15 protein-coding genes are annotated in these 16,408 nt (G+C 61.2%); 10 read left to right on the top strand and 5 right to left on the bottom strand.

Annotated features, from left to right (window positions below):
• Window positions 1–6 precede the first annotated feature (6 nt).
• Window positions 7–1,128: an iron-containing alcohol dehydrogenase gene (locus NBH21_RS19800; RefSeq protein ID WP_250914373.1), complete on the top strand. Its 1,122-nt coding sequence runs from the start codon at window positions 7–9 to the stop codon at window positions 1,126–1,128.
• A gap of 80 nt (window positions 1,129–1,208) precedes the next feature.
• Here NBH21_RS19800 and NBH21_RS19795 read toward each other — a convergent pair whose 3' ends face one another.
• The 3 genes from NBH21_RS19795 to NBH21_RS19785 form a co-directional block, all read right to left on the bottom strand.
• Window positions 1,209–1,925: a FadR/GntR family transcriptional regulator gene (locus NBH21_RS19795; RefSeq protein ID WP_250914374.1), complete on the bottom strand. Its 717-nt coding sequence runs from the start codon at window positions 1,923–1,925 to the stop codon at window positions 1,209–1,211.
• 9 nt (window positions 1,926–1,934) lie between these two features.
• On the bottom strand, window positions 1,935–2,981 hold the full coding sequence (locus NBH21_RS19790; RefSeq protein WP_250914375.1) for a four-carbon acid sugar kinase family protein: 1,047 nt from the start codon (window positions 2,979–2,981) through the stop codon (window positions 1,935–1,937).
• A gap of 275 nt (window positions 2,982–3,256) precedes the next feature.
• Entirely contained in the window at window positions 3,257–5,212 is a 1,956-nt protein-coding gene (locus NBH21_RS19785) for a PAS domain-containing sensor histidine kinase (RefSeq protein ID WP_250914376.1), read from the bottom strand.
• Between the two features lie 351 nt (window positions 5,213–5,563).
• Here NBH21_RS19785 and NBH21_RS19780 point away from each other — a divergent pair, with 351 nt between their 5' ends.
• Together NBH21_RS19780 and NBH21_RS19775 are read left to right on the top strand one after the other, a co-directional pair.
• Window positions 5,564–6,472, top strand: a complete 909-nt coding sequence (locus tag NBH21_RS19780; RefSeq protein ID WP_250914377.1) for a helix-turn-helix domain-containing protein — start codon at window positions 5,564–5,566, stop codon at window positions 6,470–6,472.
• Window positions 6,473–6,564: 92 nt separating this feature from the next.
• Window positions 6,565–7,470 carry a helix-turn-helix domain-containing protein gene (locus NBH21_RS19775; RefSeq protein ID WP_250914378.1) on the top strand — a complete coding sequence of 302 codons (906 nt, stop codon included), beginning with the start codon at window positions 6,565–6,567 and terminating at the stop codon, window positions 7,468–7,470.
• A 9-nt stretch (window positions 7,471–7,479) separates the two neighbouring features.
• Here the strand turns inward: NBH21_RS19775 and NBH21_RS19770 are convergent, their stop codons facing one another.
• Window positions 7,480–8,400 carry a helix-turn-helix domain-containing protein gene (locus NBH21_RS19770; RefSeq protein WP_250914379.1) on the bottom strand — a complete coding sequence of 307 codons (921 nt, stop codon included), beginning with the start codon at window positions 8,398–8,400 and terminating at the stop codon, window positions 7,480–7,482.
• Between the two features lie 236 nt (window positions 8,401–8,636).
• On the opposite strand from NBH21_RS19770, the gene NBH21_RS19765 reads away from it, so the two are divergent.
• From NBH21_RS19765 to NBH21_RS19735, 7 genes are all read left to right on the top strand, one after another.
• Complete coding sequence (locus NBH21_RS19765; protein ID WP_250914502.1) at window positions 8,637–9,287, top strand: hydrolase; 651 nt, start codon at window positions 8,637–8,639, stop codon at window positions 9,285–9,287.
• A 137-nt stretch (window positions 9,288–9,424) separates the two neighbouring features.
• Window positions 9,425–10,132 (top strand): alpha/beta fold hydrolase, encoded by a 708-nt coding sequence (locus tag NBH21_RS19760; RefSeq protein WP_250914380.1) that lies wholly within the window; start codon window positions 9,425–9,427, stop codon window positions 10,130–10,132.
• A gap of 31 nt (window positions 10,133–10,163) precedes the next feature.
• Window positions 10,164–10,424, top strand: coding sequence for a XapX domain-containing protein (locus tag NBH21_RS19755; protein WP_250914381.1), 261 nt, complete (start codon window positions 10,164–10,166; stop codon window positions 10,422–10,424).
• 98 nt (window positions 10,425–10,522) lie between these two features.
• Window positions 10,523–12,400, top strand: a complete 1,878-nt coding sequence (locus tag NBH21_RS19750; RefSeq protein WP_425340451.1) for an amidohydrolase — start codon at window positions 10,523–10,525, stop codon at window positions 12,398–12,400.
• 14 nt (window positions 12,401–12,414) lie between these two features.
• A complete protein-coding gene (locus NBH21_RS19745; RefSeq protein WP_250914383.1) occupies window positions 12,415–12,849 on the top strand; it encodes a DoxX family protein in 435 nt (144 codons plus the stop codon).
• Window positions 12,850–12,888: 39 nt separating this feature from the next.
• Window positions 12,889–13,716 carry an alpha/beta fold hydrolase gene (locus tag NBH21_RS19740; RefSeq protein ID WP_250914384.1) on the top strand — a complete coding sequence of 276 codons (828 nt, stop codon included), beginning with the start codon at window positions 12,889–12,891 and terminating at the stop codon, window positions 13,714–13,716.
• A 20-nt stretch (window positions 13,717–13,736) separates the two neighbouring features.
• Entirely contained in the window at window positions 13,737–15,383 is a 1,647-nt protein-coding gene (locus tag NBH21_RS19735; protein ID WP_250914385.1) for an MFS transporter, read from the top strand.
• A gap of 27 nt (window positions 15,384–15,410) precedes the next feature.
• Here the strand turns inward: NBH21_RS19735 and NBH21_RS19730 are convergent, their stop codons facing one another.
• Entirely contained in the window at window positions 15,411–16,325 is a 915-nt protein-coding gene (locus tag NBH21_RS19730) for an AraC family transcriptional regulator (protein WP_250914386.1), read from the bottom strand.
• Window positions 16,326–16,408 lie beyond the last annotated feature (83 nt).

Genomic DNA, 16,408 nt, shown 5'->3' with positions numbered 1-16,408 from the left:
TTCGCCATGACGGAAAACCGGATCATTACACTGCATCAGCCGCGCCGGATGGAAATCGGCGCGGGATCTGTTGCCCGCGTCGGCACCTGGGCGAACGATGCTGCCCGCATCTTCGTGCTTGCGACGCCGCATACGGCAGGTTTCGTCAATCGTCTCGGCCTCAATGGCACGATCACCGTTTTCGACGCCATTCCCGGCGAGCCCGACACCGCGACCTTCGATGCGGCGATGGAAGCGGCTCGCCGCGCCAGCCCCGATCTGGTCATCGGTCTTGGTGGCGGTTCTGTCATGGATGTGGCCAAGCTGGTGGCTGCGCTTTGGGATGGAAGCCGGTCACTTACCGATGTCGCCGGACCGGACAAGGTCGAGGGGCGGCGCACCCGCCTCGTGCAGATCGCCACGACTGCCGGAACCGGCTCGGAGGCGGGCATCCGCGCATTGATCACCGATCCGGGCAAGGGCAACAAGATCGCGGTCGAAAGCCCGCACCTGATCGCCGATCTTGCCGTCCTCGATCCGGAGCTCACCTACAGCGTGCCGGCGGCGGTTACGGCTGCGACCGGTGTCGATGCCATGGCCCATTGCGTCGAGGCCTTCACCAACCGTAAGGCCCATCCGGTGATCGACTATTACGCAAGGATCGGCATCGATCTCGTCGGCCGCTATCTGGCCCGCGCCGTCAAGGACGGTTCGGATACCGAAGCGCGGGAAGGCATGATGATCGCTTCCTTCTACGGAGGTATCTGCCTCGGGCCGGTGAACACCGCAGCTGGCCATGCGCTCGCCTATCCGCTCGGCACGCTGCTGCATCTGCCGCACGGACTCGCCAACGCCATCATCTTCCCGCATGTGCTGGCCTATAACGAGCAGGTGGCCCCGGAAAAGACGGCTGAAGTCGTGACGGCGCTCGGTATTGCAGAGCAGGCGAAGGCGGAAGGTCTTCTGGCTGCTGCGCACGGCTTCTGTGCCGGCCTCGGCCTGGAGATGCAGCTTTCCCGTCACGGTGCTCGTGAAGAGGATCTGCAGCGCTTTGCCGAGGATGCCCATGCCATCCGTCGCCTGATGGATAACAATCCGCGCGACATAAGTGTCGAAGACGTGCTCGGGATCTATCGCGCCGCTTTTTGACGCAACTGGCTTCCTCTCCACCCCAGCCTCCGGCGTTCTGAACAGGACGCCGGTTTTTTCATTTCGGAGAGGTTGGCGAGTCAGGCCACGCTTTCCTGATCGGGGCGGCGGCGTTCGAACAAACGTTCGCGGGAGCCGAGAAGGTGATGACGCATCAGGTTGCGCGCCTTGTCTGTGTCGCGATTTCGGATCGCCTCGAAGATGTCGGCATGCTCGCCAAAGACCCGGGTGAGGCCGGAGGCCTCCCGCTTCACCGAAACGCCGTGGAAGCGCATTCCTGCTGCGATGTGATCCTTGAGTGCTTCCATCGCGGTGGAAAAATATGGGTTCTCGGAAGCCTTGGCGATTGCCAGGTGAAACTGAAAGTCTGCGTCTTCGCGGTGCGACAGGCGATTGGTCGCGTCCCGCATCAATTCCAGCGCGTTGGCAATCGAGGCAAGTGTTTCCGGTCCGTGACGCTCGGCAGCGCAGGCGGCGGCCTCTGGTTCCATCGTCAGTCGGAATTCGTAGCAGTTGAGCAGATCCGATACGTTCTGCAGTTGGCCGAAGCCAAGCGGTTCCTTCAGTCCGATTGAGCGAACGAAACTACCGGCGCCCTGACGGGAATAGATCAACCCCTGGTCACGCAGACGCTTGAGCGCTTCGCGAACCACGGGGCGCGACACTTCGAATTCGGCGGCGAGATCATGTTCCGTCGGCAGGCGCTCGTCAGATCGATAGGCACCTGATTTGATCGCCTTCTGCATTCGCTCGAAGACAACATCGGCAAGGCTTTTACGTCCCGTTTCTCCCGCCATCCGCTTTCCTCAACTTGCCTTTTTCTCGCTGAGTCCCGCCAGGACCGCAAGCGTATTGCTGTCACCAAATCCGCCCGATTTGGCGATGATCGTCAAGTGCCCTGCCCGCGCGAGTGGCAGGCCTGACAGGCATTCCCCCAGAAGTATTGCTGAACGGATGCCCATTTGCCTCAGAATGGCTTCAGCCGTCGCGCCGCCGGTCATGAATAGCAGGTCACAGCCGGCAGTCAGGCCGGGATGGATGCTGCGGGCAAGATTTGCCGACACGTCCGCGCCGGAAATCTCAGTTTCTCCCGGCAGCGCCTGCACCAGCGTCAGTCCGGCGCTTGTGCCGGTCTCGGAGAGAATGCCGTTCGGAGCGCCGTAACACAGAGCGTCCTTCGTTCGCTTCAACGTGTCGACCTGCGCCAGTGTGATCGGATCGCGGGAGCCTACGACAAAGAGTGCGCGGCCGGCGGGTGGCTTCGGGGCATCCGCTTCCGCGCGTCCGGTCATCATTTCGGCCATGGCCTCGGCCAGTCCGCGCGCGCCGACCGGCAGGGCGTCGGGAGCGGTCTTGAGCGCTTGCCTCAGGTCGTCAAGGCTGTCCGTATCGGGAATGACGGCGCGGTCGGCAAGTGCGCCAAGACGGGGCCGGACTGCGATCGGTTCCGCCACGCCGAAGCCGGTCACTGCACCTGCCCGCACGTTGCGGCGGAATTCGGGAATGGCCGGAGCGACCAGCATCACCGAAGGGTTCAGGGCAGAGAGTTCCTCGGCGATATGCCCCTTCAGCCGGGAATCGATCTTCTTGAAGAGGCGTGTTCCGTGGGGCAGCTGCCTCAGCACCGCACGGACTGCGGCCGCAGCCTTTTCAGGCTCGATCTCGCGCGAGCGGGTGCTGACAGCGATGATTTCGGCACCCGTTACCAGCGCTTCGCCAACAGCCTCCGGCTCGAAGGCCACAGCCGTCGACATTCCTCGACCGGCAAAGGGAGCGGCACTGTCGAGAGCCCCCGTCAGGTCATCGGCGATGATACAGAGCTTCGGCTTTCCCGCAGGCACGAAGGAAGGCATGTCGTAAACTTATTCTCCTATATATTGGCTTATTCTGAATGATGTATTTTGAGTTGGCAAACAAATTTTATAGCGGATTGACATGTTGGGAGAACATAAGGTTTCCTCACCTGCTCCGACCAGCGGCGTTAATCGGGACAGCGTCCGGATGATCCTGTGATCGCAAACAGCAAGACGCAGTGCACTGTCGGCTGCGAACGCGCGATTGATGAGCGGATGTGGGGCGGAATTGGTTGATTGCTTGTCGGGGATCGGTGCCCGAAGTTCCAGTGAAGCTAGGCTTCGACCGTTTCCCTGACCCGTTGTGCAACGGCTTCGGGAAGGCTGATTTCGACCCGGGCGCCTCGTCTGTCGTCGCGATTGCTGATCGAGATGGAGCCGTTATGCGCTGTCACGATCGATCTGCACATGGCAAGACCAAGCCCCATGCCATTCGGCTTGGTGGTTGCGAAGGCCTTGAAAAGGGCTTCCTCCGTCTGTTTCAGGCCATGGCCGGTGTCGCTGAAACTGATAGTGAGGTTGTCGCCATCGCTTCTCGTGTCGATAACAAGCATGCGCTCGCAGGGCTGTGTTTCGTCCATCGCCTGCATGGCGTTGACGATGATGTTGACGAAGGCCTGCTGCAGCAGGATGCGGTCTCCGTGGACGGTTCGTGAGCCTGCGTCAAGGCTGAGCGACACACGGATGTCCTGCCCGGAAAGTTCTTTTTGCTTTAGGCGGATGACGTTTGTGATCAGCGCATCGACGGCAACGTCGCCGCTGTCCGATTTTGCCTTGCCGAGCAGCATGCGCACGCGCTTCACAACGGCGGCAGCCTGTTCCGTGGAGGTGATCGCGTCATCGAGCGCAAACCGTGCCTCTTCAAGGTCCGGCTTGGGTCGATCCAGCCATCTCTGGGCTGCCTGGACGAAGGCCATGATGGCCGAAAGCGGCTGGTTTACCTCATGGGCGATGGAGGCGGAGATTTCGCCGATCATGGCCGCCTGGGCTGTGTGTTCCAATTCCCTGCGGGATTTCTCCAGTGCTTCCTGAAAGGCCAGCCGCTCCGTGATATCGACGATACTGGCCTGGATGCGGTCCAGCCCCTCGCCATTCGGCGGGAAACTCAGGACTACAATGATCGGGATGAGGCGGCCGGTGCGGCTGCGCACCACCGTCTCCTCCTGAAAGACCGGATGCCCCTCGGCAATCGCGATCAGGCAATGGGCGAAACTCGCATCGTTTTCGGGAAGGAAGCCGTCGAGGTGGCTGAAAAACTCCTCCTTCGTCGGGACTTCCATGAGGCGGAGAGCGGTCTGGTTGACATCGGTGATGCGCACGAGCCTGCGCATCCTGATCACGAAATCGGGGTGTTCGGCGATGTGGCGCCGGATGTCGGTGACGCCCCGCGCGCGCAATGCGTCGAGTTCCCTCTTCACGTCTTGGAAATCATGTTCCCAGATCGCCACCGCCAATGTCTCGAAAATCGTCCGGTAGCGGTGTTCGCTCGCCCTGAGGGCTGCTTCCGCCTCCTTCTGCTGCGAGATGTCGATCCCGGTTTCCATGACGGTGCGCACCGTGCCTTGCCGGTCTTGCTCGACTCGCCATTGGCTGAAGACGGCAATCTCTCGCCCCCCTCTGGTTTTCGCGGTCGTCTCGCCGCTCCAGTAGCCGGTTTCGGCAAGCTGTTGTTCGGCGATGGCGCGGGAATGCCGCAGGTCGCAGCCGAGGAGTTCGTGCACCAGGCGGCCACGCGCCTCGGCGCTCGTCCAGCCGTAAAGGGCTTCGGCCCCCTTGTTCCAGTAGGTGATGCGGCCGTTGCGGTCACGCAGCAGGATGGCGTCGCTGGTCAGTTCCAGCAGCCGGGCCTGCGCCTCCAGCACCTGCCTGTCATTGCTGCGGCGGAGCAGAAGAGCACATGTCACTAGGTTTGCGGCGAGGGAGAAAAGGAGGCGGAAGACAGTCTGAAACTCCGCCGAAATGCCGTGAACGTAGAAAAAGCTTGCAAGAGTCAGGGCGGCACAAACGAGTGAAGTGGTCCAGATTGCCTGCCTGTTGCCGCTCTCGCCCGTGAGCGTCTGGACCAGTACGTAAAGCACGGCAATCGCACTGCCGATCGAGGTGAAGGTATCGACGAGGAAGATGCCGCAGGCGAGAACGGCAGCACCGGCCCATCGGTACCCACCCGATGTCCCTCCGGGCAGGGCGCTCGTTCTCGCGCCTTCCAGCCGCCTTGCCAACTCGATGTTCACGCGTCGCTCCTTGCCAACGTTGCGGGTATCGGGACCTTTGCATCGTTCAGCCGGATACTGGCGGAGTTCTCCGGCCAGTTATAGAAAGTTGGGATCGTCTTTTGCACATTTCTGACTGTTGAATGATCGGACTGTCTCCCCGCGCGAATGAGGGTTGGATCGTACAATAACCTTGTCGGGACAACTGCTAGTTCTATTGCCGTCAACATGGTTTCAGGGGCGCGGTTTTCCGTGCCCGATGGCAAGAAGCGCGTTGCACCTGCTTTTCGGCTCGGCTACCGTTTTGGTCCGGTCTGGCCGGGAATTATGATTGCAGCGGCACAAGCGACGCGCCAGCCGGGGGAAAGGGCCTTGAATTTGAGCGGCCGGGAAATGGCAAGCGTCGGTATCTGCTTCGGTATTCCCGATGCGCCATGCCTCGTCACCGTTCCCGTGAAATTCGCACCCTTCTCCGTCACCCGGATCGACCGGGATTTGGTCGAGGGTGATGCGAGGCGGATCAGGCTTCCCGCAGATGACGCCTATTTCCTGATGCTCTATCTGGATGACGCCCTGCATTGCGACGTCCTGCCGGATGGCTCGTGCTCCGCCCTTTGCCGCTACGAGCGCGGTTCGCTTTGTCTGGTGGACCTGCGCAATGGCGCGTCGATCGAGCTGCATAGCGGGCTTCACGCGCTGGCTTTCATGTTACCGCAGAGCCTGTTTGACGAGATTGCCGATAATTCCCCGACCACCCGGCGCCGGCGGTTGCGTTGCCGGCGCGGCGAGCAGGATGCCGTCATCAGCAATCTGGGCGTTGCCCTGCTGGCGATGTTTGAAGGCGGAGCGGCTTCGCCACCGGCCTTGCTGCAGCATCTGGCGACGGCAATCTGCGCCCATCTGCTGCAGGACTACAGCGATGCAGCGCTTCGCAACGGTATGTCGGAAAGTGCCCTTTCGCTTTGGCAGGAAAAGGCCGCGAAGGATCTGATGCTCGAAAACCTTGCCGAGGATCTTCCCCTTTCCGCGATCGCAGAGGCGACGGGCCTGTCGACGGGGCATTTCGCCCAGGAGTTCAAGAAGGCAACCGGTTCCACGCCGCATCAGTGGCTTACCCTGCAGAGGGTGGAGCGGGCCAAGGATCTACTCCGTCAGGACGGTTTTTCGTTGAAGGACATCGCCGGGCACTGTGGATTCACCGATCAGAGCCACTTTACCAAGGTCTTCTCGCGCTTAACCGGCATGACGCCGGCCGTCTGGCGAAAGGCCCTCTTTCATTAGAAGAGAGTTTGAGAACTTTTGTAAAAAACCCAGATGTTTTTTACCATGGTGATGATATCGTATCATAAAATCGGGCGCTTCGGGAGACAGGTTTGCAGGGGCAATTGGACGACGAGACGGGCAATCCGGCTGCCTCCGCCGTTCGCAGTGCGACGGTCAGGATTGCGGAGATGCCCGTGGCGCGCTTCCGTGGAACCGGGAGCGATCCGGCGCCGGTATCGCTCGGCAAACGGGCGGATGCCTTCTGCGTCATCGTGCAGAGGCTTGGGGCCGACCGGTCTATTCTCCGGAAAGACGATGAAGTTTTTTTCGAAGGTCCCACGCCGCGGGGGCATCTCGGTATTTTCGACATGCGGGAAGACTGGCGCTGCCACCATCTTTCTGACTTCGACAGCGTATGTTTCCAGATTCCCTTCGCCCGCCTTCGCGTTTTCGCGGAAAAGGCCGGGCGGCCGGAATTGACCGGGCTTTCCTGCGCCGAGGGCACGACGGATGACGTTGTTCTGGGACTTGCCCAGGCCCTGCTTCCCGCGCTTGACGACCCGAAACAGGCAAGTCAGCTCTTTCTCGACCAGATCGGGCTGGCGCTTCTGGCCCACCTCACCCAGGCCTATGGCGGCCTGCACTTTCCTGTCCGCAGGAAGGGAACGCTTGCGCCATGGCAGGAGAAGAGAGCGACAGAGTTCCTCTCCGCCCATGTCAGCGCGTCGTTCTCTATTGCGGATCTGGCCGAGGCCTGTAACCTCTCGCGCAGCTATTTCATCAAGGCTTTCAAGGAAACATTCGGCAAGACGCCGTATCGCTGGCTGATGGATTTCCGCCTTTCCAAGGCCAAGGAAATGCTGCGTTCGGATGCCCCTATCGCCGATATCGCGGTTGCCTGCGGCTTTTCCGACCAGAGCCATTTCACCAGGGTCTTCTGCGAATCGACCGGCAATCCGCCGGGAAACTGGCGCCGTCACAATCGGTCGGGCTATGAACCGGCATCCCGGATTTGAACTCGAGCCCTACAGATGGACCCGACGTTTCCACTGTCCGGGTGCAAGCCCCGTGATCCCCGAAAACACGCGGGTAAAGTGGGCCTGGTCGGAAAAGCCGCAGGTATAGGCGATCTCACCGAGTGAAAACGTCGTGTTGCGCATGAGGGCCATTGCCTTGTCGATGCGCCGCCGCGTCATCCAGCGATAGGGTGGGAAGCCGGTCGATTGTTTGAACGCACGGGTGAAATAGGCAGGTGAGAGGCCGCAAGCCTGTGCGATAGCCGCAACGGGCAGGTCGCCACTTAGATGCGCGTCCATCATCTCCATTGCCCGGTTCAACTGCCACGGAGCAAGACCTCCGGTATGTACCGGCGCCAGCGCCTTTGCGCCTCCATAGGTGACTGCAAGGTGTACCGACAACGCAAGGCAGACATGGTCGACAAAGATGCCGCTGGCGTTCTCGGGGGCATTGACTGCGGGCAACAGCGCTTCCGCGATGCCGCGGACCGTCGCATCGTCCATGTCCGCTCCCGGCAGGATGTCGAGCGTTTCGATCCGACCGGGTCCGAGATCGGCTTCCAGCGAGGTGATGGCGGCGCGCGGAATGTGGAAGTTGAGGCAGTCAAAGGCCGATTTCATGTCGGCCTGCCAGATGCGGTTATAGTCGTAGAAGGTGAAGTTGCCCCGGCGGCTGGTCGGAAACACCACGTTACGTCCGTCGACCCAGAGATCGCCGTGATAATCCTTCAACTGCACGGAAAGCAGGAATGCATCTTCCGTGACATGCTGGTCGACATAGCCATGGTTCGGCGCGTCCTTTGAAAGGTGCGTCGCGGTGATCACGCTCTTGGAGAGCGTCGAGGTTTTGACTGCCTTTGCCGACTCCACGCGCAGATAGTCCATGTATTGGTTACTGGCGGTGCTTCGTTCCGGCATGGCTTGCTGCATTCAGCCTCCCTTTTCCTATCATAATAGGACGCGGCATCCCCGCATGATTGAAGGATAGTCGGCAGTCTCGCGCTTTCCGGGCGACGCATGTTCAAGGCAGCGAGCCGTTCCGACATGGCACCGTCGGAATATCCAAATTTCCGCCGTTCGAAACAAGAAAGCTACGGACGGTTCGGCCATGCTGCCATCGCAAGTCCCAATCGGACACCCCCATCTCAAGGAAAACGACCATGACCGTGAACGCCACGCCCACGCCCGGCAGCCTTCTCATCTCGCCCAAGGATCACACGCTGATCATGATCGACTTCCAGTCGCAGATGTCCTTTGCGACGAAGTCCATCGATGCCGTCCTCCTGCGCAACAACGCGGCGCTCGTCGCCAATGCGGCCAAGGGATTCGGCGTTTCGACGATCCTCACCACCGTGGCCGAGAAGACCTTCTCCGGCCCGATGTTCTCCGAAATCACCGATGCCTTCCCGGGCCAGCCGCTGCTCGACCGCACCTCGATGAACACCTGGGAAGACGCGGCCGTCATCGACGAGGTCAACCGCATCGGCAAGAAGCGGTTGGTATTCTGCGGCCTCTGGACCAGCGTCTGCATCGTTGGCCCGACCCTTTCGGCGCTCGATCAGGGCTTCGACGTCTATGTCATTGCTGACGCCTGTGGTGACGTATCGGACGAAGCCCATGAGCGCGCAATGGAGCGCATGATCCAGGTGGGCGTGCGCCCGATGACCTCGCTGCAATACATGCTCGAACTGCAGCGCGACTGGGCGCGTACGGAAACCTACGACATGACCACCGGCATCGCGAAGAAGTTTGGCGGTTCCTATGGTCTCGGCATCATCTACGCCAAGTCGATGTTCGGTGCTTCCGAGGGCCATTGAGTAAAACATCGGCTGCGGCATGCCCAATTGCGCTGCCGCGGCCGAGCCTTTTTACCTTGCCTGGTTGCGGAATTCTTCCCCGCGCAACCGGCTGTCCCACAGCAGATCCATTCTGACTCAAACGCAGGGAGTGCGTCATGATCGCTTCACCGTCAAATCGCGCCACCGTTGTCCTTGTGCATGGCGCATGGGCAGACGCATCCAGTTGGCGCTTAGTCATTTCCCGTCTTCAGAAACAGGGCATCTCCGTCGTGGCCGTGCAAAATCCGACAACGTCTCTTGCGGCTGATGTCGAAGCCACTCGCCATGCGCTCAAGGAGATTGACGGGCCTATCGTCCTCGCGGGCCATAGCTGGGGAGGGACCGTAATTACGGAAGCGGGCGACGATCCGAATGTCAAGGCTCTGGTTTTTGTTGCGGCGTTCGCACCGGACGCCGGCCAATCGACCGGAGACCAAGTTGCCGCCCATCCCGCACCTCCCGGTCTCGGCGAGGTCAGCCCTGACCGCAGCGGTAGCTACATGATGGGCGTAAACGGCTGGATCAACGCGGTGGCGCAGGATCTGCCGGAAGAAGAAGCGCGGATCCTTGCTGCCATCCAGCCGCCACTTGGTGCCGCCACTTTCTCCGACAAGGTGTGCAAGGCTGCCTGGATAGGCCGCAAAAACTGGTACGTGATTTCAACCGAAGATCGCGCGGTCAGCGTGGAGCTTCAGCGGGAGCTCGCCAGAAAGCTGAACGCCCGCACGACCGAACTCAAAGCCAGCCACATGTCATTGCTTTCTCAGCCGGAAGCCGTTGCCTCCGTTATCCTGGAGGCGGTTGCCAGCGTGGACGCACTCTAATGGTCGAGATGAGTCGAAACGGAGAATTTCCATGAAAATCTACCTCTATTCCCTGGCGGCTGGCCTGCTCGTTGGCGTCATCTACAGCCTCGTTAATGTCCGTTCGCCGGCGCCGCCGGTGGTGGCGCTGGTCGGTCTTTTGGGCATTCTGGTGGGTGAACAGCTCATTCCGCTTGCCAGATCGCTCTGGTCGCGGGAACCGGCCGCGCATTCATGGCTTCATCAGGTCAAGCCGCATGTGTTCGGCCATCTGCCGAAGGGTGAAAAACCCTCCGACCGGACGCCGGTGTGATGCCGACGCGCCGCAATTTTCTCGGTGGAACGGCTGCTGCCCTGGCGCTGGCCGGCGCAACCGCTGCACAAGCCCAACAGAATACGGAGTCTCGTCCGATGACTGTCGATCTCATCCTTCACAATGGGCGTTTCACCACGCTCGACCGCAGCAATCCGTCCGCGACCGCCGTCGCCATTCAGGGTGGCACCTTCGTAGCCGTGGGCGATGATCGCGAGGTTCTTGCCCTTGCCGGACCGAACACCCGGATCGTCGATCTCAAGGGGCGCCGCGTATTGCCGGGCCTGATCGATAACCACACGCATGTCGTACGCGGCGGACTGAACTTCAACATGGAACTGCGCTGGGACGGCGTACGCTCGCTTGCCGACGCTATGGACATGCTGAAGCGGCAGGTGGCGGTTACACCCGCGCCCCAATGGGTGCGCGTCGTCGGTGGCTTTACCGAGCACCAGTTTGCTGAAAAGCGTCTGCCGACACTGGACGAGATCAATGCCATTGCCCCTGATACCCCGGTCTTCCTGCTGCACCTCTATGATCGCGCGCTCCTGAACGGCGCCGCACTTCGCGCAGTCGGCTATACGAAGGACACACCGAACCCGCCGGGCGGAGAGATCTTCCGTGATGCCAACGGCAACCCGACCGGCCTGCTGCTCGCCAAGCCGAACGCCGGTATCCTCTATGCGACGCTCGCCAAGGGGCCGAAGCTGCCCTTCGACTATCAGGTCAATTCGACCCGCCATTTCATGCGAGAGTTGAACCGCCTCGGCGTCACCGGCGTGATCGATGCAGGCGGTGGTTTCCAGAACTATCCCGACGATTACGAGGTCATTCAGAAGCTTTCCGACGAAGGCAACATGAACGTTCGTCTCGCCTACAATCTCTTCACGCAAAAGCCGAAGCAGGAGAAGGACGACTTCCTTAAATGGACGTCCTCAGTGAAATATAAGCAGGGCGACGACTACTTCCGGCATAACGGCGCTGGCGAAATGCTGGTTTTCTCTGCGGCCGATTTCGAGGATTTCCGCGAGCCGCGTCCTGACATGCCGCCGGAGATGGAAGGCGAACTCGAAGAGGTCGTGCGCATTCTGGCCCAGAACCGTTGGCCCTGGCGTCTGCATGCCACCTATGACGAGACGATTTCCCGCGCGCTCGATGTTTTCGAGAAAGTCAACAAGGATGTGCCGCTTGAGGGCCTCAACTGGTTCTTCGACCACGCCGAGACGATTTCCGAGCGTTCGATCGATCGTATCGCGGCCCTTGGCGGTGGTGTCGCCGTCCAGCATCGCATGGCCTATCAGGGCGAATATTTCGTGGAGCGCTATGGCAACCGCGCGGCGGAGGCAACGCCGCCGGTCGCCCGCATGCTGGAGAAGGGGCTGAAGGTTTCCGCCGGAACGGATGCAACCCGCGTCGCCTCCTACAATCCCTGGGTCTCGCTCTCCTGGATGGTGACCGGCAAGACGGTGGGCGGCCTGCAACTCTATCCGCGCGCCAACTGCCTCGACCGCGAAACGGCGCTGCGCATGTGGACGGAAAACGTCACATGGTTTTCCAACGAGGAAGGCAAGAAGGGCCGTATCGAGAAGGGGCAGTTCGCCGATCTCGTGGTGCCGGACAAGGACTTCTTCTCCTGTGCGGAAGACGAGATTTCTTTCCTTACTTCGGATCTCACCATGGTTGGCGGCAGGATCGTCTACGGCGCCGGCGATTTCGCCGATCTCGACGAGAACGATGTGCCGCCGGCAATGCCCGACTGGTCGCCGGTCCGCAGCTTCAAGGGCTACGCCGCCTGGGGCGAGCCGGAAGGTGCCGGGAAAAACTCCCTGCGGCGCATGGCCATCTCGACCTGCGGTTGCGCCAACAGCTGCAACGTCCACGGCCATGACCACGCGCGCGCCTGGGCATCGAACTCGCCGGCATCCGATCTTCGCGGCTTCTTCGGCGCGCTCGGTTGCGCCTGCTGGGCCGTATGACGGGAGGGTAGATCATGGACTTTCCACGTTCTAGACCCGGGGTCACCAGCAAGGCGCGGTCCATCATCGCCACGGCGCCGGTCGAGTTTCTGGCTCTGCTGGCGCTCTGCTCGGCCTATATTCAGGGGCCGCTCGTGAAGATCTTCGATTTTCCGGGCGCCCTGGCCGAGATGGAGCATTTCGGGCTTCTGCCCGCACCTCTCTTCGCCGTCGGTGTGATTGTTTTCGAACTGGCCATGTCCGCGCTTGTCCTCTCCGGCTTCTTTCGCTGGACGGCAGCACTGGCGCTTGCGATCTTTACCGTGATGGCCACGTTCCTCGCCTTCCGTTTCTGGGAGTTGCCGCCGGGTATGGAGCGTTCGATGGCGATGAACGGTTTCTTCGAGCATCTCGGTCTTGCCGGAGCCTTCGTGCTGGTTGCCTGGCACGATCTGGCCCGTCGCAAATAACCGATCAACACGGCTTTCCCGCCCCAAGGATATTGCGCGATGACGCATGATTTCATTGAAACGAAAGACGGCACCCGGATCTTCTACAAGGATTGGGGTTCAGGCCGGCCCATCGTGTTTTCCCATGGATGGCCGCAATCCTCGGATGCCTGGGATGCGCAGATGCTGTTCTTCGGACAGCAGGGTTTCCGCGTTATCGCCCATGACCGGCGTGGCCACGGCCGTTCCGCCCAGCCATGGGACGGCAACAATATCGACCGCTTCGCCGACGATCTGGCCGACCTGCTGGAGACGCTCGGGCTGGAAAATGTCATCCTCGTGGGGCATTCGATCGGCGGGGCGGAAATCGCCCGCTATATCGGCCGCCACGGTAATGGACGAGTGGCGAAGGCCGTGCTCGTAGGCGCTCCCCTACCGCTGATGGCTCGCACGGCGGACAATCCGGATGGGGTGCCGCTGGAGGTGTTCGACGGCATCCGCAAGGGCGTGGCGGAAAACCGGCTTCAGTACTTCAAGGATGTCGCGATCCCGTTTTACGGGTTCAATCGCGATGGGATCGTGCTGAACGAAGGCATCCGGGATGCCTTCTGGCTGCAGAGCACGTTTGCCGGCATCCGCAGCCTCTACGACAGCGTGCGGGAATTTTCCGAGGTCGACTATACGGAAGACCTGAAGAAGATAGAGGTCCCGACGCTCATCATCCATGGCGATGACGACCAGATGGTTCCGGCAGCGCTTTCGGCAGAACGGGCCGTGAAGATCATCAGGAACGCCACGCTCAATATCTATCAGGGCGGCGGCCACGGCCTGCCCCTGACTGAGGCGGGGAAGTTCAACGCCGACGTTCTGGCCTTCATCACGTCCTGATTTCGAAGGAGAAGCAATTCATGACCGGGCACCCGACGCCTCATGCCGAACAGGGCGGCAGTTTCGCACCACTACGGCAGACCGTCTTTGCCGTCCTCTGGGGAGCCACGGTTCTCGGCAATACCGGCAGCTTCATGCGCGATGTGGCGAGCGGTTGGCTGGTCACGGACCTTTCCGCCGCACCCGCCGCTGTAGCCATGATCCAGGCGGCGGGAACGCTGCCGATCTTCCTGCTGGCGATCCCCGCCGGTGTGCTGTCCGATATCCTCGATCGGCGTAAACTGCTGATCTCGGTTCAGCTTTTGCTTGCCGCCGTCAGTACGACGCTGATGGTGCTTTCCCACTTCAAGCTTTTAACTATCGAGGCTCTGGTCGGCCTGACCTTTCTCGGCGGCGTGGGTGCAGCTCTCGTTGCCCCCGTCTGGCAGGCGGTCGTGCCCGAACTCGTGGATCGCAAGGATCTGAAGAGCGCGATTGCGCTCAACTCACTTGGCATCAATATCGCACGCGCTATCGGTCCCGCCGCAGGCGGCCTTCTGCTGGCCGCGGTCGGTGCGGCCTTCACCTATGGCGCGGATGTCCTCAGCTATGTCTTCGTCATAGCAGCGCTTGTCTGGTGGAAACGCCCGGCGCAGAACCGCGACGAGCTGTCGGAACATTTTGCAGGCGCCTTCCGCGCCGGGCTGCGTTATGCGCGGGCGAGCCGCGATCTGCATGTGGTGCTCTTGCGGGCGGCGATCTTCTTTGCCTTCGCAAGTGCTGTCTGGGCGCTCCTGCCTCTCGTGGCGAGGAACATGCTGAACGGGACTGCCGGCTTCTATGGAGTGATGCTCGGAGCTGTGGGTGCGGGCGCAATCTGCGGTGCCTTCCTGCTGCCGCGTCTGCGCCAGCGCCTCGATTCCGACGGGCTGATCCTTCTTTCGGTGCTGGTGACGGCAGCCGTCATGACGGCGCTTTTCTTCGCTCCGCCGAAATGGCTTGCGATCGTTCTCCTGCTGCTGCTCGGCAGCGCCTGGATCGTTGCGCTGACGACGCTGAACGGTGTTGCGCAATCGATCCTGCCGAACTGGGTTCGTGGTCGCGCTCTGGCCATTTATCTGACGGTATTCAACGGGGCGATGGCTGCCGGCAGCCTGCTATGGGGCCTCGTCGCCGAAGCAATCGGCGTTCCGCAGACCCTGCTTGTGGCCGCCGTGGCACTGGTCGTTGCCGGCGTCGTCATGCACCGGGTCAAGCTGCCGCGCGGCGAAGCCGATCTCGTGCCGTCTAATCATTGGCCGGAACCGCTGATCGCTGCTCCCGTCGAGCAGGATCGCGGACCGGTTCTGATCCTCATTGAATACCGTATCGATCCCGCTGAGCGAGAGCCGTTCCTGCATGCGCTGACCCGCTTCTCCCACCAGCGGCGACGGGACGGGGCCTATAACTGGGGTATCACCGAGGACGTGGCCGATCCCACGGCGATCATCGAGTGGTTCTTCGTGGAATCCTGGGCCGAGCATCTGCGACAGCACAAGCGGGTTTCTCACAGCGATGCCGACCTGCAGAGCAAGGTGGTCCGCTATCATGTCGGCCCCGACAAGCCGCAGGTCAGGCATTTGCTCGCAGCAAGGCCGATGGTGCATGGCGCACAACGCGAAGATGACGCGGTGAGCCCCGAGATCTGACGAACGGGCGCGCTCGCGCCATCGCTCTCAGGAGCGGGTGGCGCGACGCCATGCGGCAGGCGATGTGCCTTTCGCGGCGGTAAAGACACGCATAAAATGCGTCAGATCCGCAAACCCGCAGGCGACGGAAATCTCGATCAGCGACAGGGACGACGATCGGAGCAGATCGCAGGCCTTGATGAGGCGCTGTTCGGCAAGCCACTCACTGGGCGTTGTCCCGGTCGTTTCCCGGAAGGCGCGGATGAAGGCGACGCGGGAGAGATGGCATCGGGCCGCCACATCGTCGAGAGAAATATCGCCGTCGAGCCGGCTGAGCATCATGTCCTTCGCCTGCGTTGCTGCTGTCCCTGAGAGTGCCTCGCGCTTGTCCGTCCGGCGGATACGGCCGTTGCCGTAACGGGTGATCAGGTGCAGGCCGATGGCGGAAGAGATCTGCTCCACGAAGAGCGGGCTCGGATGCGGCTGGGTATCGGCGAAGGAAAACAGCGCCTGTGTCATGCCGCCGAGAATGGGGTCGTGTTCTGCGACAACTTGCGAGAGTTCCGACACGCCGCTGGCATCGGCTCCGTCGGCCAACATTTCCAGATCGCCCTTCGACAGCTCCATCAGGATGAAACCGAATGCGCCGGAAAGGTCGGCCTTGTAGGAGTCGGCGAAATTGCGGAGATAGATCGAATTCTGGCTGAACTCGTAAAGTGTCGAGTGATGCTCGCTGAAAATGCGACGCCGGTGTCCGGTCTTCAGTGAAATTCCGATGAGATAGCCGCGATCGCTGGCGGGGGTCGTCACCTGGCCGGGTGCGGCGCTGATCGAGGACTTGCGATAATAGGCGAGATTGCCGCCGATGATCTGCCGGTCATCCTCAAGCTTGCCCAGCTGACAGCCAAACGTGTCCACTTTTCCGGGGCGAGGCGAACCGGCGCCGTGTGATCCGAGGTCCATCGTTTTGTCTTTCGAAGGGGGACAGCAATGTTCATGCGTGATGGTGCGTATTAAATTCACACCGGGACGGAATTGTCAAAACG

The sequence above is a fragment of the Ciceribacter sichuanensis genome (assembly GCF_024055605.1).
Classification (GTDB): domain Bacteria; phylum Pseudomonadota; class Alphaproteobacteria; order Rhizobiales; family Rhizobiaceae; genus Allorhizobium; species Allorhizobium sichuanense.
The sequence above is the reverse complement of the archived record's forward strand: the minus strand, read 5'-3'. Positions and strand labels throughout refer to the sequence as shown.

Excerpts from the sequence above, each read along its gene's own strand:
- NBH21_RS19800 (WP_250914373.1), top strand. The coding sequence starts at position 7 with ATGACGGAAAACCGGATCATTACACTGCATCAGCCGCGCCGGATGGAA.
- NBH21_RS19795 (WP_250914374.1), bottom strand. The coding sequence starts at position 1,925 with ATGGCGGGAGAAACGGGACGTAAAAGCCTTGCCGATGTTGTCTTCGAG.
- NBH21_RS19790 (WP_250914375.1), bottom strand. The coding sequence starts at position 2,981 with ATGCCTTCCTTCGTGCCTGCGGGAAAGCCGAAGCTCTGTATCATCGCC.
- NBH21_RS19770 (WP_250914379.1), bottom strand. The coding sequence starts at position 8,400 with ATGCAGCAAGCCATGCCGGAACGAAGCACCGCCAGTAACCAATACATG.
- NBH21_RS19760 (WP_250914380.1), top strand. The coding sequence starts at position 9,425 with ATGATCGCTTCACCGTCAAATCGCGCCACCGTTGTCCTTGTGCATGGC.
- NBH21_RS19755 (WP_250914381.1), top strand. The coding sequence starts at position 10,164 with ATGAAAATCTACCTCTATTCCCTGGCGGCTGGCCTGCTCGTTGGCGTC.
- NBH21_RS19750 (WP_425340451.1), top strand. The coding sequence starts at position 10,523 with ATGACTGTCGATCTCATCCTTCACAATGGGCGTTTCACCACGCTCGAC.
- NBH21_RS19745 (WP_250914383.1), top strand. The coding sequence starts at position 12,415 with ATGGACTTTCCACGTTCTAGACCCGGGGTCACCAGCAAGGCGCGGTCC.
- NBH21_RS19740 (WP_250914384.1), top strand. The coding sequence starts at position 12,889 with ATGACGCATGATTTCATTGAAACGAAAGACGGCACCCGGATCTTCTAC.
- NBH21_RS19735 (WP_250914385.1), top strand. The coding sequence starts at position 13,737 with ATGACCGGGCACCCGACGCCTCATGCCGAACAGGGCGGCAGTTTCGCA.
- NBH21_RS19730 (WP_250914386.1), bottom strand. The coding sequence starts at position 16,325 with ATGGACCTCGGATCACACGGCGCCGGTTCGCCTCGCCCCGGAAAAGTG.